The organism is Streptomyces sp. NPDC001678 (assembly GCF_042892945.1).
In the GTDB taxonomy this organism is placed as follows: Bacteria; Actinomycetota; Actinomycetes; order Streptomycetales; family Streptomycetaceae; genus Streptomyces.
Window position 1 is genome coordinate 19640 of sequence record NZ_JBIAUP010000018.1, and the last position, 19912, is coordinate 39551.

Consider the following 19912-nt stretch of genomic DNA (forward strand, 5'->3'; position numbering starts at 1 on the left):
CGGTCACGGTTATACCGGCGAGGGAGAGCAGGACGCCTGCCGCTGCGGCGGCGATGGCACGACGGATGCTGTTGATGACCGACCTCCAGGGGAACGGGCGGCGACAACTACGAAGCTCGCGCAGAAGCTGCCCTTCCGCCTACTCCCTGCCCGGAAGGGCGCACTGCAAGAAGAGTGATCCCTCTTCGCGTGCCCGCGCCTTGCCGCCTGGGGCAACGGCGATTCCATCGAGCAGATCCAGCCCGATCCGTTCCTCCACCGCAAACGCCAGGGCTGGCACGGCGGGACCGGGGTGCCACGCATGTACGCGGCTGGGGACGTTCACGTTCACGTGTACGCCGACACCTGGGTGTGACCACACTGTCCCGATACCCAGGCTGGCACATGGGCCTGTGGAGGGACGGCTGCCCAGCGCGATGACGACGCTCCGCACCGCGCGGGGCGCCGGCCCGCGCCGACCTGTCCGGAGTCCGGGATGCGGGCGTAGGCGCTCGGCCCTTGTGCAGCGGGCGCGTCGCTGAGGGCGGTGGAGACGAGTAGCCGAACCTTCCGCGCGATACGCCGGGCCGAAGCGGTTCGGCGTACCGGGGAGGACGTAACGACGTCGGGCTTCCCTCACCCGGTCCCGAACTCGCAGCCGACCTCGAAGAACGTACCGGTTCTATGTCGTGGACGGCAGCACCGAGCAAGGCGCTGATACGCAGCAGGGTGCGGGCCCGGGGTTCCGCCGGGATCGCACCCTGTATGCGTGGCGTGGTGTGCGCCCGTTCCGGCTATTTGATATGGAGCTTGCTGAGGGCCGTGGTCCAGTCCGTGGCGATGGCCTGCTGGGCGTCGCGGAGCTGTACCTGGCCGGAGCAGATCGCGGTGTGGAGCTTCGTCTCTACCTGGTCCTTGGGGTTGTTCGGGCCGCCTCCGGGCGTGTGCCCGGGGGAGGGCGGCTCGACCCAGAGGTTGCGGGGGTCGTTGGGGTCGCCGCCGAGCTCGAGGCTGACGAGGTGGTCGTACTCGGCGTCGTGCAGGGAGTCCTTGTCGCCGTAGGAGGCGGCGTTCGCGATCTTCTCCGGGCCGGTGACCGCGACCGGCGGGCGTATGCCCTTGGTGTATCCGGACGGACGGCAGATCGTCTGCGTAAGGTTCGACTGTGTGACGGCCGGGCTCACCGCGCCAGGCGTGCATGCCGGGTCCGGCAGCGGCTCCTTCGCCGGGGTATAGCGGTAGTGGCACGTGCCCGGGGCGGGCTGCTCCTGCACCGTGTACCGGGCCTGCGGCCCCGGTCCCGTCGGTATGCTCCCGTCGCTTGCCGCCGCAGCGTGGCCGGCGGGCTGCAGGTTCGTTTCTGCGGATGCGGCGGCGCTGGATGCCGGGCTGCTGGAGCATCCGGCCAAGGCGAGCACGGCAAGCGCGGCTGCCGGAATGTGACGACGAAGCATGGGTCCCCCTGTGACGTGACTGGTGCTGACGAAGCTATCCGCCCCATCACGCCGAACTCGTGTCCGAATGCAGATCTTGCACTGGGTTTGGCCCGAACTTTGATCCGGCTTGGTGCCCGAGCCCTGCGGAGGTCTGCCGCGTCGAGCCCGAGGTCGACCACCCGGTGTGGCGAGCGGCCGTCGGCCCCTCGCCCGCCATGGATCCCCGGGCCGAGAAGCCGCTGCCAGCCCTCACCCGGTACGCCGACGCCCAGGTCCGGTCCTGGGCGGCGATCGGCGGCCTGCAATGGCAGGTCCAGCAGGCGGACACCGATGCCCTGGCCGCCGTTCTGGCCTGTACCCGGGACGCGGATGCCCGGGTCCGGGAAGGCGCCTGCCGGGCCCTCCTGCGGGCCCGGGCCGACGACCCCGCCCCCTGCGATGCCCTGGCCGCCTGCCTTTCCGACTCCGAGGAGGCCGTACGAGTCACCGCCGCGGTGCAACTGGCCCTGCGCGACGACCACCGCGGTGACGCCAGCCCCGCGCCGATGAGGGCTGCCCGGCGCCGGGACCCGGCGGCTCGAAGCCCGCCACGATGGGCGCGTACGGCCCACAGGAGCCCACGTCCGGCTTCACGCGGACGCAGACGCCAGGAACGGGGACGGGAAGACAGCCGCTCACGACGGTCACCGTAGATGGGGACACAACCTGCAGACGTACCCGCGTTCCCGCCCGGAGGGTCGGCTGCCCGTGGGTCGGGCTGATCAGGCGATGCCGAGGGGGTTGAGGAGGGTGAAGCGCCAGCCGCCGTCGGCGTCTCGGCGGGCGATGTTGGCGGTGGTACCGGTAGGGGCGATCCGTTCGCCGTCGGGGCCGTCGATCTCCAGGGTCCAGTCGGTGACCAGGAGGGCGGTTTCCGCCCCGATGAGCGTGTGCCGCTTGACGTTCGTCAGCCTGCCACGGGCGGCGACGGTTCCGCCGATCTCCGCGCGCAGCGCCTCGGCGCCGGCGATGTGCTCGCCGGCCACCGTGCGCATGCCCGCACCCGGGGCGAACAGGGCCAGCACACCGTCGACATCACCGGCGTTCAGAGCGTCCTGGAACAGGATCGGCAGCGTCGCGGGGTCGGTGACAACAGGGAGCATAGGGGACATGGTGAAAGGTCCTCACTTCACGAAGGGATGGTGGTGACGGCTTCCTGGCGCGGTGTCTGGCGCGGTGCCCGGCGCGGTGCCTGGTGTGGCGCTTGCCGTTCGGCCGTGCCTCCACGATGCCCCCGCAGCTGCCACCCGGACGAGGTAGAGTCAGGACCCGAGATGGTCGAAAGTGGACAGCGCGACGTCATCGACATCGCCTACGACAACCCCGACCGGTTGCATACCGGCATCGAAGTGCTGACCTTCGACGCGCTGAAGCGGCGCCTGAAGGGCTCGGTCGCCCGCCGGCCGAGCCGCCTCGACTTCCACCAGGTCATGCTCGTACGTGGCGGCGAGGGCACCGCGATGGTCGATTTCGTCACCTACCCGTGCGCCCCCGGCACGCTCCTGCACCTGCGACCCGGTCAGGTACAGCGCCTGCCCTCCGACGCGAACGGCCACCCCGCGGACCTCAACGCCATCCTGCTGCTGTTCACCCCCGACTTCCCACCACCCCTGCCCGCGACCCACGAGGTGCTCGACGGACTCGGCGGCTCCGTCGCACAGCTTCTGCCGCCCGACGAGTTCGGCGCCTTCAACCGCGCCGTGACGGAGGTGGACACGGAATACAGCACACTGCGAGCTGGCCGGACCCCCGACACAACAGCGCCCGCCGACACCAATGCCGAACTGACCAGAGCGCTGCTGCGGCAACTCCTCGGCGCACTCCTGATCCGCATGGCACGCCTCGCCCACCCGACCGGACACCACGCCCCCGCCACGCCCGGCACCGAGATCTACCTCGCCTTCCGGCGCGAGCTGGAACACTCCTTCGCCACCACCCGCTCAGTCGAGGACTACGCCGCACGACTCGGCTGCTCCCCCCGAACCCTGACACGCGCCTGCCTGGCCGCCACCGGCCGCAGCGCCAAGCAGCTCACCGACGCCCGCGTCGCCCTGCAAGCGCAGCGGCTGCTCGCCCACACCGACCTGCCCGTGGCAACAATCGGCCGCGCGCTCGGCTTCACCGAAGCCACCAACTTCGGCAAGTTCTTCGCCCGCGAGACCGGCCGCCCCCCAGGCGACTTCCGCCAAACCCAGCGGTGAGAGAAGCGCCGGCGCAGGTAGCGGTGCCGGTACTGCCCCGGAGTCGCGAACGAAGGCACGTCCGCGCTGCGGGACATCGTGCGCCTGAGGGCCCTGCAGAGGCTTCCCCACTCCTACCAGGGGCCGCCCCCCGAGACCCGCCGAGTACCTGGGCGGCAGGAGGGAGTTGCTGAGCATGCTCAGCAACTCCCGATCCGTGACGATCTCCTTCGACAGCGCGACAACGAGCGGGGAAGTTTCCGGCACTTGGACCAGAGGGGTGAACAAGGACTTCTCGGGACTGTGGGCCGGTGCCGATCGGCTTGACGCGACCACCACCAGATTCGCCCGAAGCGTGGTGACCGTCGAAGCCGAACTGGGTGCGTATGTGGTCTGGCCGGTCAATCCCGACCCCCGCTGGTACGCCTCGAGCCGGCTGCACGAGGCGTACACGAAGCACTCGAGTCCACCATGGGCCGCCGATCCTCAGACGCACTGGGACATGGCGTTCGGTGAGAAGTCCGGGAGGCTTCAGCGGGCGATCGCCTCGCTGCTGGTCGTGGAGAGACTCACGAGCGTGGTCACCTCGGATGCCGCGTTCCCTCCCGAGGGCCAGCAGGTCATCAAGGCCAAAGTGGCTGTCGGCCTGTGGTCGTTCTTCGTTCCGAGTGGCGACGGCGTCACCAACAAGGTCGACTTCGGCAATGGTGGGAAGCCGAGACTCGAAACCACTGCGCCGGTGGGCAGACCATTGGTCATCGGCGCTCATGTCCTTCCCATCGCCAGGTATCTGGGCGGTTCGAGCGCCATCCCTGGAGAACGCGACCTCTGCTGAAGTACCGGCGTGGACTCCACCGCCGCCCGCGCCCACCACGGGCCCGCGGCACGTTCGGCTGCGCGTACTGGGTACAAGGAAGAAGAATCCGCAAGATATGATCAAGATTTGATATGAGGGGCATGTCGATATTGCCCCGCCATGACCTATCGGGAAGAAAATGCGGCGTCCCGCCATCCTCGTCTGTGCCATTGCCCTGCTCAGCTCAGCGGCGTGCACGCCCGATTCCGCCGAACAACCCCGGCACTCGGCATCTGCATCGGCAAGCGCCCCGGCTTCCGCTTCCGTTCCCGTTCCCGGGGCGGCGGCCGATCAGGGGGCCACGGTCCGCGACGCCGTGGCGGCGACGCTGAAGAGCACCGCTCGGGTCGAAGAACGGACCGAGATGAGCGGGCCCGCCGAAATGAACTTCACAGTCGCCGCCAACGGCGAGTTCGACATGGCAGGCGGCGGAGGCCGACTCGCCGCGAAGCTCGGAATGTCCGTGGACGCGACGAAAACGATCCCCTTGGACGAGATATTCACCCGTGACACCGTCTACTTCCGGATGCCCGAGGAGAAGAGCGGCGACACCGCCTGGCGGTCGGTCTCCCGGAAGGAGGCCCAAGCCCACTATCTGCTGCGCCCGCCGATGAACGACCCCGAGTACACCCTGCGCCAAGCGGCTATGATGCGCGGCGCCGCGAAGGTGGGCGAGGAGAGCGTGAACGGTAAGCCGGCTGTGCGCTATCGCGGCAAGCTCGATCACGAGGCGATCACCGTGCGGATGGCGCCGGACAGGCGGGCCAAGCTCGACTCGGGGCTGAAGCAGATGGGTGGCGAGATCCCCGTCTTCGCGGATGTGTGGATCAATCACGACGGACTCATCGCTCGTACCCTGCTCAGCAGCGGCATGGGACAAGTCAGAATCAAGATGACGACCGACTTCACCGACCTGGGCAAGCCTGTCGAGCCCCCGGCGGCTCCGGAGGCCGTCGAGAGCCTGCCCGCGGACATGGCCGGAGGCCCGCTCACAGGCTGAGCGCGAGGTGCGACGCCGGGGCGGTCGGCCCGGGACCGGCCGCCGCCGCGGGCCGGGGCCGGGGGCCGGTCGCGTGTGGCGGCCTGGCCGGCCCTGGGGAGCGTCAGTAGTACCGAGGGCCGGAGTCGGTGGCCCGCACGGGCTGGGGGTAGCCCAGAGGCTTCTTCCCCTTGCTGACCACCTCACAGGCGTACTTGGACTGCGTGTCGAGCGGCACCAGTACGGCCTTGGGGATGTCATTGCACAAGGCGTAGTCGATGCTGTCGCGGTAGTTGCCGTAGAGCAGCCGGGCGACGCCGTCGCGAGTGAGGATGCCCTGGCGCGGGGTCGCCGTGTAATTCACATAGTTCCGGGAGAAGGCGGACTTCTCGCCGATGCTCACGTCCCACTCCACCTCCAGGCCTTCGAAAGCGGTCTTGCAGGTCACCCGCGTCCCGCTCTTCGACTCCAGGTCCTTGGGGCACTCGGCGGTGATGCTGCCCACTGCGCGGGCCATGTCCCGGGTCTTGCGGCGCAGCTCGTAGGCGAGGTTCTCGCTGAAAGGAGCGTCGGCGGCCGGGGACGGCTGCAGTTGTTCGTCGGGCAGGGTCGGCGGCTTCTCCAGCCTCTGCGGCAGCACGGTGGCCGACGGCAGGGCCTTGGCGTTGCCACGGTCCTTGCCGCCGGTCTCCTCGCTCCCGCACGCGGTGGCGAGCAGGCACACCGAACCGGCCATGAGCACTGACACGATCTTCGATTTCACGGCCGCCACCCTAACCCTCATGGCCATGACATGATCCGCGAGGTCTGCCGCACGGACCGCACGGATCGCATTGACAGCGTGCGGACTGCCTGACCGAGGACCGCGCAGGTGGGTGACGGACCTCGCGTTCCCTCGTCACCCTCCCCGTCTCGTGGGGCGTCGGGGTGTCAGCCACGTCTGGCGGCGCATGGTGAGCAGGCCGACGAGGTCGAGGTTCCTCAGTACGAGGTCGATGGCGACCTGGGCGGCGATGTGCCACCGGGGGAGGGCGTGTCGGCGCGCGAGCTTCCGTGCCGTGGCCGCCTGGCGCAGGATGTAGCACGCCGTCATGACAGCCGGTACGAGCGGCTGTCCGGTGACGGTCAGTGCGACGAGGTAGATCTCGCAGAGCCAGAAGCCGCTGCGGCTGACGGCATCGGCGAGGGTGCCGAGGGCCAGGTGGGGATACCGCCAGACCCAGCCGGTGACTTGGCCGCCCTCGCCCGGGTGACCGAGCCCAATCTGTCGGCCCTGCTGGCGCTCGGCCCACTGTTCCGCTCCCAGGACGTCCTGAACGCGGCGGACCTGGTGATCTGCCGTGGAGGCTACGGGGCTTTGCACGAGGCCACGGCGGGTGGCGCCAGGGTCCTAGCCGGTCCCGCCTCGCGGAACTTCGGCGATCAGCGGGCCCGGGTCGAGCGGTTCGCGGCCGACAGCGCCTGCGAGCTGGTGGAGAGCACCGCCCCGGAGGCCTTGGCAGCGCAGATCGGCCGCGCGCTCAAGGCCGGCAAGGGCTCGCATGGCGTGAAGGCGCCGCGGTGGGAGTCGCTCGGACCAGCTGGGGGAGCGGCTGGTGCGGCTGTCACGCCAGCACGGGGACGTCGCCCGGGGCCTGGCGGAGCAGTTCACGTACCGCTGATCGGCAGGGCGAATCAGAGGCGGGCGGGATGCGGGCGGCCGCAGAGAAGATTTCCTACTGCACGACGTGCAAGAACCGCCTCTGGCAACTCTCCCGAACGCTCCCCGACAACCTGCGGCGCGTCATCGAGGACGGAAACGGTGAAATCGTCCTCGGTCAAGGTCCTGCTCAACTTCACCCAGCCGATAGAACTCTGACCCGCAGGCGAGGACCTCAGTGCTTTCTCCTCCGTAGGAGGTCCGGGAGCCACCAGTTGGCGTTCCCCAGCAGGTGCATGGCGGCCGGCACGAGAAGCAGGCGCATGAGCGTGGCGTCGATGATCACGCTGGCGCCCAGGCCCAGAGCGATCATTTTGATGACGACGTCGGTGCTGAGCAGAAAGGCGAGGAAGACGCTGGTCATGATGGCCGCTGCGCTCGTGATGACGCGAGCGGTGGCCGCGAGGCCGGTGGCGACGCTCTCGTGGTTGTCCCCGGTACGGAGCCAGGTCTCACGGATGCGGACGATCAGGAAGATCTCGTAGTCCATGGACAGCCCGAAGACGATGGCGAGTACCAGGACCGGTACGTAGGGCTCGATGGGGACGGGCTCGGTGACGCCAACGAGGGAGCCGCCCCAGCCTTTCTGGAAGACGGCGACGACCACTCCGAGTGCCGCGCCGATGGAGAACAGGTTGAGGAAGGCGGCCTTCGCCGCGACGAGCAGACCGCGGAAGGTGACGAGAAGCAGGAGGAAGGCTGTGCCGGTCACGAAGGCGGTGATCGCGGGCAGGTTCCCGAGCAGCACGTCGGCGAAGGTGAGCCGGGCCGCGGTGAGACCGGTGACATAGCCGCGCGCTCCGGTGCCCGCGAGGGCTTTGGGCAGGACGGTGCGGTCGAGGCGGTGGAGCAGGTCGGCGGTTCTGCGGTCCTGGGGGCCGTGCTCCGGAACGACGGTCGTGATGAGGAGGGTGTGGTCGGCGGTGGGCGCCGGCGTGCTGACCGCCGCGACACCCGGGGTCCGCGTCAGGGCTGTGGAGAGGGAGCTGGCCGACGGGCCCGGTTCCGCGCCGGTCCGGGCGGGGCGGAGTTCGACGACGACGGTGAACGGGCCGTTGGCACCCGGGCCGAAGTTCTTCGTGATGAGCTCGTAGGCGCGCCTGTCGGTGTACCGGCCGGGCGTGGAACCCGCGTCGATGTGCCCCAGGCGCACGGACGCGAGCGGGATGCTCAGCGTTCCCACCGCGAGAACACCGATGGCGAGGAAACGGAACGGGCGCCGGCCGAGGATGCGGGACCATCGATACCAGAGGTCAGCGGTGCTGGTGGCCTCGTCGACGGGACGGCCGAGGCGGAAGCGGTCGATGTTCCGGCCGAGCAGCCCGAAGAGGGCCGGGGCGAGAGTGAGCGAGGCAGCGGCGGCCACCAGTACGGTGACTCCGGCGGCGGCCGCGAGCGTGGCGATGAAGCCGGTGCCGGAGAGGCAGAGGCCGGTCAGCGCCAGGATCACGGCCGCCACGGCGATCAGTACGGCGTGGCCGCCGGTGGCCATCGCGGCCCCGGCGGCTTCGACCGGATCACCGGTCTCCCGCAGCACGCGGCGATGGCGTGTGGTCAGGAAGAGCGTGTAGTCCAGCCCGGCACCGAGGCCCATCATGGTGGCCACCGTCGGGGACGGCGTGGCGAAGGTGAACGCGTCGGCCAGCAGGCCGAGCAGGCTGAGCCCGACGAGCAGTGCCACCATCGAGGTGACGAGAGGAATCGCGGCCGCCGCGACACTGCCGAAGCCCAGGATCAGCACGGCCACCGCGGTCACGAGACCGATCAGCTCCGACAGCCGGTCGTTCCCCGGAGGACGCGCCAGCTCTCCGAGCGGACTTCCGTACTCGACGGTGATGCCGTCGGCACGCAGTGGCTCCACCGCCTCGTCGACGCGTGTGAGGTAGGACGCGCCGTACGCGCTCGGGAAGTCCGCGAGCCGGACCGTGAAACACCCGGTCCTCCCGTCCCGCGAGAGCCCTCCCGGGGTGGTGAGTGGAGCCGCTACGGACAGCACGTGGGGGAGACGCGACAGGGCGGCTCCCGCGGCATCGAGAGTCTGTCGACGCTCCGTCAGCTTCCCCGTCCGGGCCTGGACGACGAGCTGTGAGCCGACACCGCGCAGGCTGCTGTCCGCGGTGGCCGTGATCAGGTCGGCCCCGCGTTGAACGGACGTCCCGGGCAAGGAGTAGTCGTCCCGGTACGTTCCGCCCCGGACAGTGTTGAGCGTGACCAGTGTGCCCAGCACCAGCAGCCAAGAGACGATCACGCGCCAGGGGTGCCGGGCACACCAGCGGCCCCCGTGGCCGAGCCGTCGACCCGGCGGCGCGGTCGTCATGCCGCGCGGAAGGCCAGTACCGCGTTCTGGCCTCCGAAGCCGAAGGAGTTGCTGACCACGGCACCCACCGCTGTGCGCCGTGGCGCAGCGGTGACCACGTCGAGGTCGATGGCCGGGTCCAGGGCGACGAGATTGGGGGTGGGCGGGATGATCTGGTACCGCAGGACCAGCGCCGCGCACACCGCCTGGATGCCGCCCGAGCCGCCGGCCGCGTGCCCCAGGACCGCCTTCAACGCGGTTACCGGAGGGGCCTTCTCGCCGAAGACCGCTCTCAACGCACGGTATTCGGCGAGGTCGTTGGCCATGGTCGAGGTGCCGTGAGCGTTCACATGGCCGATGTCGGCCGGGGCGAGACCGGCGTCGGCCAGGGCGCCGCGCAGCGCCTCGGCCGCGCCGCGACCACCGGGGTGGGGTGCCGTCATGTGGTGGGCATCGCACGAGGCGCCGTACCCGGCGAGGTATGCGTACGGGGAGACGCCCCGGGCGCGGGCGTGTGCCGCCCGTTCGAGCACGAGCACCCCGGCGCCCTCTCCGAGGACGAAGCCGTCGCGCCCGGCGTCGAAGGGCCGTGACGCGGCGCCCGGATCGGACCGGCGGGTGGACAACGCCCTCATCTGGTGGAAGCACACGGCAGCGCTGCGCGTGCGCATCGACTCGCTGCCACCGACGATCGCGATGTCGCAGACACCGGACCGCACGAGGCCGCAGCCCAGGCCGACCGCCGTGGCGCCGGAGGCACAGGCGGTCGAGACGGACAGGTTCGGCCCGCGGGCACCGAGGTCGATGCCGATCTCCCCGGCGGACATGTTGGGCATGCTGCGCATCAATGCCATCGGAGACACCTTCTCCGGCGTGCCGGCGGCCATCAACGCGTAGATCCTCTCGTGGTGTTCGGTGCTCGCGCTGGCCGTGCCCATGACGACGGCGACGCGGGAGGAGTCCCATTGGGAGGTGTCCAGCAGCGCGTCGGCGACGGCCTCGCGGGCCGCACTCACCGCCATGCCCGTATAGCGGTCGAGCCGGGCGGCGAGGCGCGGTCCCAGACGTGCGGAGACGTCGAAGGGGGCCGGGCAGGAGAAGTCGACGGCCAGTCCGGCGAGCAGCGGATCGGGCACCGCGCGCGGTATTCCCGAGAGGAGACCGGCCCACGTGTCCGGCGCCGTCGGACCGGCCGGAGTCACCGCTCCGAGCCCGGTGACGGCCACGTCCGTACTGTCCGCGGTCCGCCTCACCGGCTGTCTCCGGCCTCCTCCGGCGCGGGGGCGGACGGGGCGGTACCGGTGTGCGACGCGGCGCCGATGATCCGAGCCGCGTCGCCGAGGGACGTGTTCATGGTGAAGTCCTCCAACGTGACGGTGCCGGGCACGTGTTCGGCGACGACCAGCGAGACCTCCAGCATGGAGACGGAGTCGAGCCCGAGCTCGGCGAAGGTGCGGCCCGGCCCGAGCTCCTGGGGAACGCAGCCGATCCTCTCCATGAGGGCCTGGACGAGAAGGGCGTAGGCGCGGTCGGGACCGTCTTGGCTGTGGGGCATGGACGGGATTCCTCGGGCGGTCGAGGTCCGGGAGGACCGAGGGGGACTGGGCAGGGCCACGGGTGAACAGGTGTGAACAGGTCCACAGGCGATGGGTGATGGGTGATGAGCGATGGGCCTCACATGTCGCCGGTGGCCACGAGAGCGGCCGGCCGGCACGGGCTTCCGGGCTTCCGGAGCCGGGGCACCTCCGGTATGGCACGGTCCACCGCCCGCTCGGCGGCCCGTGCCAGGGAACGCCGGTCGGACCCCGCGCGGACCGGCAGGGGCGCGAGCCGCTCGACCTCGACGACCAGACCCCGCTGGGCGACGATCAGGATCACCGATTCCACCACGGACATGGGACCGACCAGGGCGGCCGCCGTCGTGGCACGGCCGGCCGACCGGTACCGCAGCACCACCGGCAGAACGGGCACACCCGCGTCCAAGGCGGCCTGGAAGAACGCCGGCCGGTACGGGCCGCCGGCCACGCCGCACCACGTCGTCGCCTCGGGACAGACGAACACCCGGTCGCCGGCGCGCAGCGCCCGGGTGACCCCGGCCACGGCGCCGGGCAGCGCCGAGAGCCGTTCACGGTCGACGTACAGAGTGCGGCCGAGCGCGGCGGCCCATCCGATGACCGGCCATCGCCTTACGTCCGCCTTGCTCAGCGGCCGGGCGGGGTCGTGGCCGACGAGAACGAGGTCGTCGAGCAGTGAGGTGTGGTTGATCACCAACAGGCCGGGCCCGGTGTCCCGCGGCCCGGTCGGGGACGGTGTGAAGCGCACCCGCACGCCCATGGCCCGGACGACCAGCCGGACCCACCAGCGGAAGACCCGCAGCCGCGGTCGGCGGCCCGCTGCTGAGGAGAACGCGGGAACGACGATCAGCGAGCAGGCCAGCAGCACCGCCGTCAACCGCAGGAGTCGCCGCAGAGGCCCCACGCGGTCCTGCCGCGCCGGGCCGGGCAGGCATGAGCGGCCGCACGGCGACGTGGGCCGCCATGGATCGGCGGTCACCTGCGCGTCGGTGGCGTCGGTCGCACCGGCGGCATCGGTCGCATCGGTTGAGTCGGTTGAACCGGTCACGACGCCACTGCCCGTAGCGGGTTCAGGCGGCTGGCCGGCACCCGGTCCACTGCCAACAGCGTGAACAGATCCGCGGTACGGAAGTCGCTGTCCAGCGCCGGCGGCCCGCAGACCCAGGCACCCAGCATGAGGTAGCCGCGCAGCAGCGACGGCATCGCGGCGGGCGGGCACGGGCCGGAATCCCGCGGAATCCAGGGGGTCCGGGGGCGCACCCGGTACGCGGCCGGCGCGTAGTGCCGCTCGTGGACGGTCTGCCAGGCGGCGGAGGCCTGAGCCTCGCCGTCGGCCAGGGACAGCGAGGCGCACCCGCCGAGCCACCGGAACCGGCGGTCCGTCATATAACGCAGGACGCCCGCCCACAGGCACAGCACCACCAGGCCGTTGCGATGCCCCTGATGCACACACGCCCGCCCGATCTCGACCAGCCCGCCAGGGAGGGAGGTGACGGCATCGAGCTCGAACTCCTCCTCGGAAAGCAGCTGTTTGGATCTTCCCGGGGGCAGCAGACGGTATGCCCCCACCACTTCCGCGGTCGCCTCGTCCCGGACCAGAAGGTGATCGCAGTCCCGGTCGAACCCGTCCGCGTCCAGCCCGTCGGCGGCGGAGGGCAGGCGGGCTCCTTGCTCCACCGCGAACACCTGGTACCGCAGCCGCTGGGCCCCGCGCACCTCGTCCTCGTCCCGGGCCAGGACTGCTTGGTAGAAGCCGCCGCAAGTCGCGGGACCGCCCGGCGGGCGGGCGACACGGGCCAGAACGCGGGATACCGACACGGCGACCCACCCCCCAACGCGACGCGCATGACAGACCGACCCTCGGCCTTTCTACCCAACACCACGCACACCATGCGGAGGGGGTCGATTTCCACCCCAAAGGCTGAACTTCCCCGCATTCAAGGGCGGTTACCGGAAGGCGCATGGTGTGATATTTCCGCACCACCATGGATCGACGGGGGACACGTCTATGGGGTTCGCGAGCAGACTGTCGACGCGCCTCCTGCGCCGTCGGCTCCGCCGCGCGAGCCGGAGCGGATACGACGCCCTTGCCCCGCACCTGCTGCCCGAGCCGATCCTGGATCTGTTCCGGCGCGACGGCCTGGATCCTCTCGCACATCCCCCGGTGCGCCCTGCCCAAAGGATGACCCGGGTGTCCCTGCTCTTCGGGACGAGCGTCTGGCTGGTGAGCGGTCCGGCGGAAGTGCGGCAAGTCCTCTCGGCCAAAGAGGCGTTCAGCAACGAGCTGACCAGGCTCCAGCACATATCGCCCGCTTTGCCCGATCAAGCGCTGGGCGGACTGGGGATGTGCGATCCGCCCCTGCACACCAGGGTGCGGCAGATGCTCGCTCCCGAGTTCACCGCACGGGGCCTGCGACGCCTCGAACCCGTGATCCGGAACATCGTCGCCGAACAGCTCGACATCATGTCCGCCGCACCACAGCCCGTGGACCTCGTGCAGACCTTCGCGTGGCCCGTCCCGGCACGGACCATCTGCGAACTGCTCGGGGTTCCCGCCGCGGACCTCGACGCGTTCCGGCAACTCAGCACCCGGCGCTTCGACATCGTCGCGGGGCTGGACGCGCAGCTCGGCGCCGTCTCGTCCGCACAGCTCCGCCTGGAACGCCTGATCGCCGACGAACGCCGGAACCCCGGAAGCGGTCTGCTGGGCACACTGGTGACCCGCGGAGCCGACCTCGACGACCGGACACTGGCGGGCCTGGCGGACGGTGTGCTCACCGGAGGCCTGGAAACCAGCGCCGGCATGATCACACTCGGCACGCTCCTCCTGCTCCGCGACCCTGTGGCCCGCGAACGCGCCACCGACGGCCGTACGGTCGGCGCTCTGACAGAGGAACTCCTGCGACACCTGTCCGTCGTGCAGGTGGCCTTCCCCCGCTACGCCCTCACAGACGTGGAGATCGGTGGCCACCGGGTGTCCAAGGGCGATGTGGTGCTGTGCTCCCTGCTGCGCGCCAATCGTCACACGGTTGCCGAGGCCGCGGCGGCCATGACCGGCACCGGCACCGGCACCGGCGGCGCTCGCGGCGATCGGCGTCATGTGGCCTTCGGCCACGGAGTCCACCGCTGTCTCGGCGCGGAACTGGCGCGCATGGAGCTGCGGATCGCCTACCAGGCCTTGTTCGAACGCTACCCTCGGATGCGGCTCGCCATCGACGAGCACGAGATTCCCTTTCACGGCCTGGCGATGGTCTACGGACTCCAACGACTGCCGGTGGATCTGGGCCTGGGCGACTCCTGAATACCCGGACCGTCTGCGCCGCCGACGTCCGCAGCGGCGGGTGAACGCCCATCACCACAAGGCTGGTCCTCTCGGCAGTGGAGGACCGCCCGGAGCTGCTGGCGTCCTGCCGCCACTGGGAGTGCCTCCGCGTGGTGAACGAAGAGCCGGCAACCTGCCCGCCCCGCGGTCGTCACGCGCACGAGGTCATCGACGGGCCGGGAAGCCGTGGTGGCGGGCAGTGGCCGTGATTGTCAGGGCGAGGGCCAGCAGCGCCAGGGCCGACCAGGGCAGCGAGTGCGGGCCGGTGTGGTCGAGGAGGAGGCCGCCGGCGAATGCGGCAGCGGCGATGCCGAGGTTCCAGCAGGTGACCAGTAGGGACTGGGCGAGATCGGCGGCCGTGCCCGCGGCGTCGGCGACGGCGGTCTGCAGCAGGGTGGCGGCGCCGCCGAAGCCGAAGCCCCAGAGCGTGGCGGCGCCGTAGACGGGCCAGGACGCCGAGGTGAGCAGGGCGGCGGCGACGAGGGTGGTGGCGAACGCGAGGAGCCCGCAGGCGGTGAGGGTCAGGGTGCGCAGGTGCCGGTCGATCACCGCCCCGGTGCTGAGGATGCTGGCCAGCGAGGACAGGCCGAGAACCAGCAGCACGGTGTCGGTTCGCCCTTCGAGGTCCAGCGGTTCGAGTAGTGCGGCGACGTAGGTGTAAAGCAGGTTGTGGGCAAGGACGAAGGCGGCGGTGACGCCCAGGACGGCTGCCACGCCGGGGATCCGCAGCACCTTCCGCAGTGGCAGCCGGTCGTGGTCGTCGCGGCCGGGAACGGCCGGGACGGTGGCGGTGATCCAGCCGGCCAGGGCCAGCGCGATCACGCTCATGAGCCCGAAGGCGACCCGCCACCCGGCAGCACCGGCGAGCAGGGTGCCGGCCGGCACTCCCACCGAGAGGGCGACGGTCGAGCCGCTCATCGCTACCGCCATCGCCCGTCCGCGCTGCTCCGGTGCCACGATGCTGCGGGCGTAGCCGGCCAGGAGAGCCCAGAGCAGCCCGGCGACCAGGCCCGCCGCGAAGCGCGCGGCCATGGTGAGCGGGTAGTTGCCGGAGACGGCGGTCACCGCGTTGGCCGCCGCGAAGCCGCCGACAGCCAGGAGCAGCAACCGCTTGCGCGGCCAGCCGGCCGTGGCGGCGGTCAGTGGGATGGCGGCCGCGATGGAGCCGACCGCGTAGAGCGTGACGGACTGTCCGGCGCCTGACTGGCTGACGCCGAGGTCCGTGCTCATTGCGGGTAGGACGCCGGCCGGCAGGGCCTCGGTCATCAAGGTGACGAATCCGGCGGTGCTCAGGGCCAGCAGCGCCGGCCAGGGCAGTCGGGGCGAGCGCGCGGGCGATGCCGTCGGGCAGGTGGGGGAACGGAGTTCGTTCGTCGACATGGGCCGATCGTCTATCGTTGACACGGATGTCAGGGTCCAGCCGGGACGGCTGGGCAAGGGCGTGAGGGCGGTCACATGCGAATCGGCGAACTGGCTCGGCTGACGGAGAGCACTCCGCGCCTGCTGCGCTATTACGAGAAGCAGGGCCTGATCACCCCTCGCCGCGAGGCGAATGGCTACCGGGACTACGACGACTACCTGGTGGACCGGGTGCTGCAGATCCGGGGGCTGCTGGACGCGGGGCTGCCGACCCGGATCATCAAGCAGATCCTGCCCTGTCTGGACACCCCGCGGACGATCCACTTCGCGGACGCCACCCCGGAGATGCTCGACACCCTGGAGTGCGAGACGGAGCGGATGACCCGCCGGATCCAGTGCCTGACCCGTAACCGGGACGCCATCATGGAGTACCTCTCGGTGGTCAGAGAGCTCGCCTGACCCCCGGTCCGGGCCGACTCGGAACCGCCCGCTTGACCTTGACACGAGTGTCAAGGTCGGAGGCTGTGGTCATGACCGACTCCGCCATCCGGCACACCGCATTCGGTGACGGCACGCCGCTCGTCCTGATCCACGGCTACACCGTCGACCACCACGTCCTGCTCCCGCTCGAACCCGCCTTCGCCGACCGCCCCGGCTGGCGGCGCCTCTACCTCGACCTCCCCGGCCACGGAGCCAGCCCCCGGCTGCCGGGCCCGTCCTCGGCGACCGCCCTGGCAGAAGCCGTCTTCGAATGGATCGACGCCGAGCTGGGCGACCGGCCGTTCGCGGTGGTCGGGCAGTCCTTCGGCGGTCAGCTGGCCCGGGCGGTGACGGCACGGTACGGGGAGCAGGTACTCGGCTCGGCGCTGCTGGTGCCGGTGGTGCGCTGGGGCGACGACCGGTCCTTGCCCGGGGAAACGGTACTGGAGCGCGACGAGGAACTGCTCGACCGCCTCCCGGCCGCCGACCGCGAGCTCTTCGGCTACGTCATGGCCCGCCTGGACAAGCCCAGGTGGGAGCTCTTCGAGCGATACGTGCTGCCCGGCTGGCGGGCCCATGACGAGGCGGCCGCCGCCGAGCTGGAGACCGACTTTCTGCTACCGCACTGGCCGGAGCACCAGGCCCCCGTGCACCGCGGGCGCCATCTGCTGGTCACCACCCGGCAGGACGCCCTGGTGGGCTGGCGCGACCAGCTGGCCCTGCTCGACCACTACCCCCGGATGGCGGCGACGGTGCTCGATGCCGCCGGGCACAACCCGCAGGTGGAGTGCGCCGAGACCGTACGGGGCCTGGTCGGGCACTGGCTCGACGGGCTCGCGCGCCCTTATTGATCGTTTCGGCATGCCGTCCGGAGCCGCCGGAGGCAGTCGTAGCCGCGGTCGGCGTACAGGCGCCGGGGCTTGCGGCGGGGCGTCCCCGCAGGCCCCGGATCGGCGGGACGGCATCCAGCAGCGGCGTTCGGGAGCAGGTGGCAGCAGTGGAGCCACCCGCTCCCACAGGTCGTCCGGCACGAGATCAGCACGCACCTGAACACTTTGCCGACCAAGACTCATTCTGGAACGATCAGTTAGGCCGCGAACTCGGTGAGGTCGATGCTGTGCACGATCAGGGGGAAGCCGTGCACGGGATGGGTGGTCTCGCGTTCCTGCTTCATGCCGAGCTTGTCGGCGATGTTCGCGGAGGCCGTGTCCCCTAGCCGGCTGACGCAGATGACGCGGTCGAGCCCGCGGTCCTGGAGCGCGAACTCCAGCGTCGCGTGGGCGGCCTCGGAGGCGTATCCCTGGCCCCAGAACTGGGTGCCGAGCCGCCAGCTGATCGCCACGTCGGGCAGCACCTCCGGCAGGAATTCCGGCACGGACAGGCCGGTGAAGCCGATCAGCTCGCCGGAGCCCAGCAGCTCGACGGCGAAGAGGCCGAAGCCCTCCTCGTCCCATTCCTCCTCCCATCGCTCGATCTCCTCGGCGGTGGCCTCGAGGCCGAGCGTCGAGCCGTCGTCCACCCAGCGCATGACCCGCCGGTCCGCGTTGATGTCCGCCATGAAGGTGAGGTCGTCGTCGTGCCAGCGCCGCAGGAGCAGACGGGGGGTGTGGATCTCGGTCATACGTCCATCCTGCGCGACGGCGGGGCCTCGGTGGAAATCCGGCCGCTCCCGGCCCTGCCACCGGCGTTCCCGCCCGCCCGGTTCCGTGGACACGCCACATGACCAGGATGGTTGGATTTGTGACGAAATCTATGGGCTTTGTTGCTTAGAGTGACGCTCTCGGTTCAGCTGGGTCTGTGGAGGAGCGTGTCGGTGGCAGGTTTCGATCTGGCGGTAGGGATCAGCGGGCAGGCGCTGACCACCGCGATGGCCAGGGTGCATGCCAAGCCCGAAGCCCGTACGAAGCTGTTCTCCGGCAGGGAGGAGCTGAAGTCCGGCACTCCCACCGGTACGGCGGAATGGGACATCCAGAAGGCCCCGGAATTCAAGCTCGGGCCACCATCGGCGGACCACTGGTCCAAGTCCGTCGACCCCAACGGCAAGCGCCCTTCGGCGCCACCGCCGGCCGATATGTTCGAGCTGCTGCTGCCGCAGGCGATGGGGAAGTGGACCCCCACCGATGGGACCCCGAAGAAGGGGACCGGCCCGATCAGCGCCTACTGCCGAGGAGTGGTGAACGGCAAGAAGGTGACGATCGACGTCCTGGCCGTCCGCTTCGACGAATCGGTGGTCAAGCCCTTCGACCAGGTGATCCTGAAGAAGATCATCATTCCCCGGATGTTCACGATGGGGCGTCAGCTGCTGGGCGGCATCGCGATTCCCGGTGAGCTGTTCGGCACCAAGGTGGACCTGACGCCGCAGAAGGTGCAGGCCGACAGCAGCCACCTGGTGCTCACCGCCGTGCTTCCCGGCACTCCGAACGGCAGCGCGACCTGGCCGGCGCAGAAGCCGTTCTTCACCCTCTTCAGCCACCGCCTGCTCGAGGCCGTGCTCCAGCAGGCCGCGACAAAGCAGCGGGACAAGGACCTGGGCTCCGTGAAGAAGGACTTCATGGGGTTCACGGGCGAGGTGACCGCGAAGATCAAGGCGATCCGCGAGTTCAAGGTGGATGCCAAGGACATGACGCGGAGCTCCTGCCAGCCGGCCATCGACTTCTCCGCGGTGCTCCGGGCGCCCGGCGTCGGCCCCGACGGAAAGGGCTGCCCCATCATCTCCGGCGGCAGCTGGTCCTGACCTCCCGCGCCGCGCACCACCGCCGCGCCCCATCCCGAGCCCATACGAATCATGGAGGACACACATGGACGGCGACCTCGTGGTCGGTGTCGACGAGTCGACGCTCACCCAGGCCGTGGCCAATCTCTTCGGCAGGCCGTCTCTCGGCCCGGTCTTCAGCGGAAAACAGAGGGTCGAGTGGCAGGGCAAGGGCGTCGACGTGTCGTGGAAGGTGGCCGAGCCTCCCGTGGTCAGGCTCAGCGCGCCCACCTCGAACGAGTGGAGCATCGCGATTCCGCGTCCCGATCAGAAGACGCGGCCGACGAGCGGCGCTCTCTGGGTGAACTTCCCCAAGTTCTGGGCCAAGCGCCATGACACCGACAAGGAAGCCACCACCGAGGTGCGGAGCATCTGCACGGTGGAGCTCAGGAACAACACGGTCGTGCTCCGGGCGGTGGCATCCGTCGTCAACCTTGATCATGTCTCACCGCTCGACAAGGTGCTCTACCGCAAGATCATCATCCCGAAGATCCTCGACACCGTCGACAAGGTGCTCGGGCAGAACGGACTGCTACTGCCCCGCCTGAACATCGGCGGGGTCGGCTTCGGTGACATCGCCGTCTCCGTCGGCGACGGCCGGCTGGCCGTCGCGGCCAACCTCTCGGGGCGGGGCACCCCCGCCGCCCCCGGCACCTCCGCCCTCTCCGACCGCCCCTTCACGGTGCTGCTCAGCGGCCGCACCGTTGAAGAGGGGGCGAAGGCGACCGTGCAGTCGATCAAGGGCCAGTGGCAGAAGACCAGCGGCAAGTACGGGGCGGCGAGCTGGTCGGCAGGGGTCAAGCTGAACGACGCCGGTGCACAGGCGGAGTCCGACCCCTCCCGGCTGCGGCTCAAGCTGTGGTTCGACGCCGAGGCGGAGGGGACCGTCGATCTCGGAGACGTCATCAAGAAGGTCTGGGACACGATCAAGAAGTACTGAAGCCGACCTCGCACCAACCCT

General features: G+C 70.2%; 21 protein-coding genes and 1 pseudogene. 10 read left to right on the forward strand and 12 right to left on the reverse strand.

What is annotated here, in order from left to right; all coding sequences use genetic code 11:
- Window positions 1-773 precede the first annotated feature (773 nt).
- On the reverse strand, window positions 774-1433 hold the full coding sequence (locus tag ACFYZR_RS28580) for a hypothetical protein (protein ID WP_391915291.1): 660 nt from the start codon (window positions 1431-1433) through the stop codon (window positions 774-776).
- A 197-nt stretch (window positions 1434-1630) separates the two neighbouring features.
- On the opposite strand from ACFYZR_RS28580, the gene ACFYZR_RS28585 reads away from it, so the two are divergent.
- Complete coding sequence (locus ACFYZR_RS28585; RefSeq protein WP_391915294.1) at window positions 1631-2107, forward strand: HEAT repeat domain-containing protein; 477 nt, start codon at window positions 1631-1633, stop codon at window positions 2105-2107.
- 69 nt (window positions 2108-2176) lie between these two features.
- Here the strand turns inward: ACFYZR_RS28585 and ACFYZR_RS28590 are convergent, their stop codons facing one another.
- A complete protein-coding gene (locus ACFYZR_RS28590) occupies window positions 2177-2557 on the reverse strand; it encodes a YybH family protein (protein ID WP_391915297.1) in 381 nt (126 codons plus the stop codon).
- Between the two features lie 171 nt (window positions 2558-2728).
- Here ACFYZR_RS28590 and ACFYZR_RS28595 point away from each other — a divergent pair, with 171 nt between their 5' ends.
- The 3 genes from ACFYZR_RS28595 to ACFYZR_RS28605 all read left to right on the forward strand — a co-directional run bounded on the left by ACFYZR_RS28595 (window position 2729) and on the right by ACFYZR_RS28605 (window position 5490).
- Window positions 2729-3655: an AraC family transcriptional regulator gene (locus ACFYZR_RS28595; protein ID WP_391915300.1), complete on the forward strand. Its 927-nt coding sequence runs from the start codon at window positions 2729-2731 to the stop codon at window positions 3653-3655.
- Window positions 3656-3830: 175 nt separating this feature from the next.
- Window positions 3831-4469, forward strand: coding sequence for a hypothetical protein (locus ACFYZR_RS28600; RefSeq protein WP_391915302.1), 639 nt, complete (start codon window positions 3831-3833; stop codon window positions 4467-4469).
- Window positions 4470-4629: 160 nt separating this feature from the next.
- The gene (locus ACFYZR_RS28605) at window positions 4630-5490 is read left to right on the forward strand and encodes a hypothetical protein (RefSeq protein WP_391915305.1); all 861 of its coding nucleotides are present in this window, start codon (window positions 4630-4632) and stop codon (window positions 5488-5490) included.
- A 103-nt stretch (window positions 5491-5593) separates the two neighbouring features.
- On the opposite strand, the gene ACFYZR_RS28610 is transcribed toward ACFYZR_RS28605, so the two are convergent.
- Together ACFYZR_RS28610 and ACFYZR_RS28615 are read right to left on the reverse strand one after the other, a co-directional pair.
- Window positions 5594-6232: a hypothetical protein gene (locus tag ACFYZR_RS28610; RefSeq protein ID WP_391915307.1), complete on the reverse strand. Its 639-nt coding sequence runs from the start codon at window positions 6230-6232 to the stop codon at window positions 5594-5596.
- Window positions 6233-6367: 135 nt separating this feature from the next.
- Window positions 6368-6832: a hypothetical protein gene (locus tag ACFYZR_RS28615; protein WP_391915557.1), complete on the reverse strand. Its 465-nt coding sequence runs from the start codon at window positions 6830-6832 to the stop codon at window positions 6368-6370.
- Between ACFYZR_RS28615 and ACFYZR_RS28620 the strand changes: the two genes are divergently transcribed.
- Window positions 6800-7327 (forward strand): hypothetical protein, encoded by a 528-nt coding sequence (locus tag ACFYZR_RS28620; protein ID WP_391915545.1) that lies wholly within the window; start codon window positions 6800-6802, stop codon window positions 7325-7327. The two genes, ACFYZR_RS28615 and ACFYZR_RS28620, sit on opposite strands and share 33 nt — an antisense overlap.
- Before the next feature lie 16 nt (window positions 7328-7343).
- Here the strand turns inward: ACFYZR_RS28620 and ACFYZR_RS28625 are convergent, their stop codons facing one another.
- The 5 genes from ACFYZR_RS28625 to ACFYZR_RS28645 form a co-directional block, all read right to left on the reverse strand.
- Entirely contained in the window at window positions 7344-9416 is a 2073-nt protein-coding gene (locus ACFYZR_RS28625) for an MMPL family transporter (RefSeq protein WP_391915310.1), read from the reverse strand.
- Between the two features lie 65 nt (window positions 9417-9481).
- Window positions 9482-10690 (reverse strand): beta-ketoacyl-[acyl-carrier-protein] synthase family protein, encoded by a 1209-nt coding sequence (locus ACFYZR_RS28630; protein WP_391915312.1) that lies wholly within the window; start codon window positions 10688-10690, stop codon window positions 9482-9484.
- Between the two features lie 23 nt (window positions 10691-10713).
- A complete protein-coding gene (locus tag ACFYZR_RS28635; protein WP_391915313.1) occupies window positions 10714-11019 on the reverse strand; it encodes an acyl carrier protein in 306 nt (101 codons plus the stop codon).
- A 119-nt stretch (window positions 11020-11138) separates the two neighbouring features.
- Complete coding sequence (locus ACFYZR_RS28640) at window positions 11139-12086, reverse strand: lysophospholipid acyltransferase family protein (RefSeq protein ID WP_391915315.1); 948 nt, start codon at window positions 12084-12086, stop codon at window positions 11139-11141.
- Window positions 12083-12838, reverse strand: coding sequence for a GNAT family N-acetyltransferase (locus tag ACFYZR_RS28645; protein WP_391915547.1), 756 nt, complete (start codon window positions 12836-12838; stop codon window positions 12083-12085). The genes ACFYZR_RS28640 and ACFYZR_RS28645 overlap by 4 nt, the downstream gene beginning before the upstream one ends.
- Window positions 12839-13220: 382 nt before the next feature.
- Here ACFYZR_RS28645 and ACFYZR_RS28650 point away from each other — a divergent pair, with 382 nt between their 5' ends.
- Complete coding sequence (locus ACFYZR_RS28650) at window positions 13221-14339, forward strand: cytochrome P450 (protein ID WP_391915318.1); 1119 nt, start codon at window positions 13221-13223, stop codon at window positions 14337-14339.
- Between the two features lie 186 nt (window positions 14340-14525).
- Here the strand turns inward: ACFYZR_RS28650 and ACFYZR_RS28655 are convergent, their stop codons facing one another.
- On the reverse strand, window positions 14526-15740 hold the full coding sequence (locus ACFYZR_RS28655) for an MFS transporter (RefSeq protein ID WP_391915322.1): 1215 nt from the start codon (window positions 15738-15740) through the stop codon (window positions 14526-14528).
- Between the two features lie 75 nt (window positions 15741-15815).
- Between ACFYZR_RS28655 and ACFYZR_RS28660 the strand changes: the two genes are divergently transcribed.
- Entirely contained in the window at window positions 15816-16178 is a 363-nt protein-coding gene (locus ACFYZR_RS28660) for a MerR family transcriptional regulator (protein ID WP_335939779.1), read from the forward strand.
- A gap of 71 nt (window positions 16179-16249) precedes the next feature.
- Window positions 16250-17050, forward strand: coding sequence for an alpha/beta fold hydrolase (locus tag ACFYZR_RS28665; protein WP_391915325.1), 801 nt, complete (start codon window positions 16250-16252; stop codon window positions 17048-17050).
- 17 nt (window positions 17051-17067) lie between these two features.
- Here the strand turns inward: ACFYZR_RS28665 and ACFYZR_RS28670 are convergent.
- Window positions 17068-17174, reverse strand: a pseudogene (locus ACFYZR_RS28670) (IS5/IS1182 family transposase); the annotation flags it as partial.
- A 112-nt stretch (window positions 17175-17286) separates the two neighbouring features.
- Window positions 17287-17820, reverse strand: coding sequence for a GNAT family N-acetyltransferase (locus ACFYZR_RS28675; RefSeq protein WP_391915327.1), 534 nt, complete (start codon window positions 17818-17820; stop codon window positions 17287-17289).
- A 192-nt stretch (window positions 17821-18012) separates the two neighbouring features.
- Between ACFYZR_RS28675 and ACFYZR_RS28680 the strand changes: the two genes are divergently transcribed.
- Together ACFYZR_RS28680 and ACFYZR_RS28685 are read left to right on the forward strand one after the other, a co-directional pair.
- Complete coding sequence (locus tag ACFYZR_RS28680; RefSeq protein ID WP_391915330.1) at window positions 18013-18933, forward strand: hypothetical protein; 921 nt, start codon at window positions 18013-18015, stop codon at window positions 18931-18933.
- 64 nt (window positions 18934-18997) lie between these two features.
- Entirely contained in the window at window positions 18998-19891 is an 894-nt protein-coding gene (locus tag ACFYZR_RS28685; RefSeq protein ID WP_391915332.1) for a hypothetical protein, read from the forward strand.
- The last annotated feature ends 21 nt before the right edge of the window (window positions 19892-19912 follow it).

Bases quoted from the DNA above. Each gene is read 5' to 3' on its own strand.
- ACFYZR_RS28590 (WP_391915297.1), bottom strand. From the start codon at position 2,557: ATGCTCCCTGTTGTCACCGACCCCGCGACGCTGCCGATCCTGTTCCAG.
- ACFYZR_RS28585 (WP_391915294.1), top strand. From the start codon at position 1,631: ATGGATCCCCGGGCCGAGAAGCCGCTGCCAGCCCTCACCCGGTACGCC.
- ACFYZR_RS28665 (WP_391915325.1), top strand. From the start codon at position 16,250: ATGACCGACTCCGCCATCCGGCACACCGCATTCGGTGACGGCACGCCG.
- ACFYZR_RS28685 (WP_391915332.1), top strand. From the start codon at position 18,998: ATGGACGGCGACCTCGTGGTCGGTGTCGACGAGTCGACGCTCACCCAG.
- ACFYZR_RS28660 (WP_335939779.1), top strand. From the start codon at position 15,816: ATGCGAATCGGCGAACTGGCTCGGCTGACGGAGAGCACTCCGCGCCTG.
- ACFYZR_RS28605 (WP_391915305.1), top strand. From the start codon at position 4,630: ATGCGGCGTCCCGCCATCCTCGTCTGTGCCATTGCCCTGCTCAGCTCA.
- ACFYZR_RS28580 (WP_391915291.1), bottom strand. From the start codon at position 1,433: ATGCTTCGTCGTCACATTCCGGCAGCCGCGCTTGCCGTGCTCGCCTTG.
- ACFYZR_RS28675 (WP_391915327.1), bottom strand. From the start codon at position 17,820: ATGACCGAGATCCACACCCCCCGTCTGCTCCTGCGGCGCTGGCACGAC.
- ACFYZR_RS28635 (WP_391915313.1), bottom strand. From the start codon at position 11,019: ATGCCCCACAGCCAAGACGGTCCCGACCGCGCCTACGCCCTTCTCGTC.
- ACFYZR_RS28650 (WP_391915318.1), top strand. From the start codon at position 13,221: ATGACCCGGGTGTCCCTGCTCTTCGGGACGAGCGTCTGGCTGGTGAGC.
- ACFYZR_RS28600 (WP_391915302.1), top strand. From the start codon at position 3,831: ATGCTCAGCAACTCCCGATCCGTGACGATCTCCTTCGACAGCGCGACA.
- ACFYZR_RS28655 (WP_391915322.1), bottom strand. From the start codon at position 15,740: ATGTCGACGAACGAACTCCGTTCCCCCACCTGCCCGACGGCATCGCCC.
- ACFYZR_RS28595 (WP_391915300.1), top strand. From the start codon at position 2,729: ATGGTCGAAAGTGGACAGCGCGACGTCATCGACATCGCCTACGACAAC.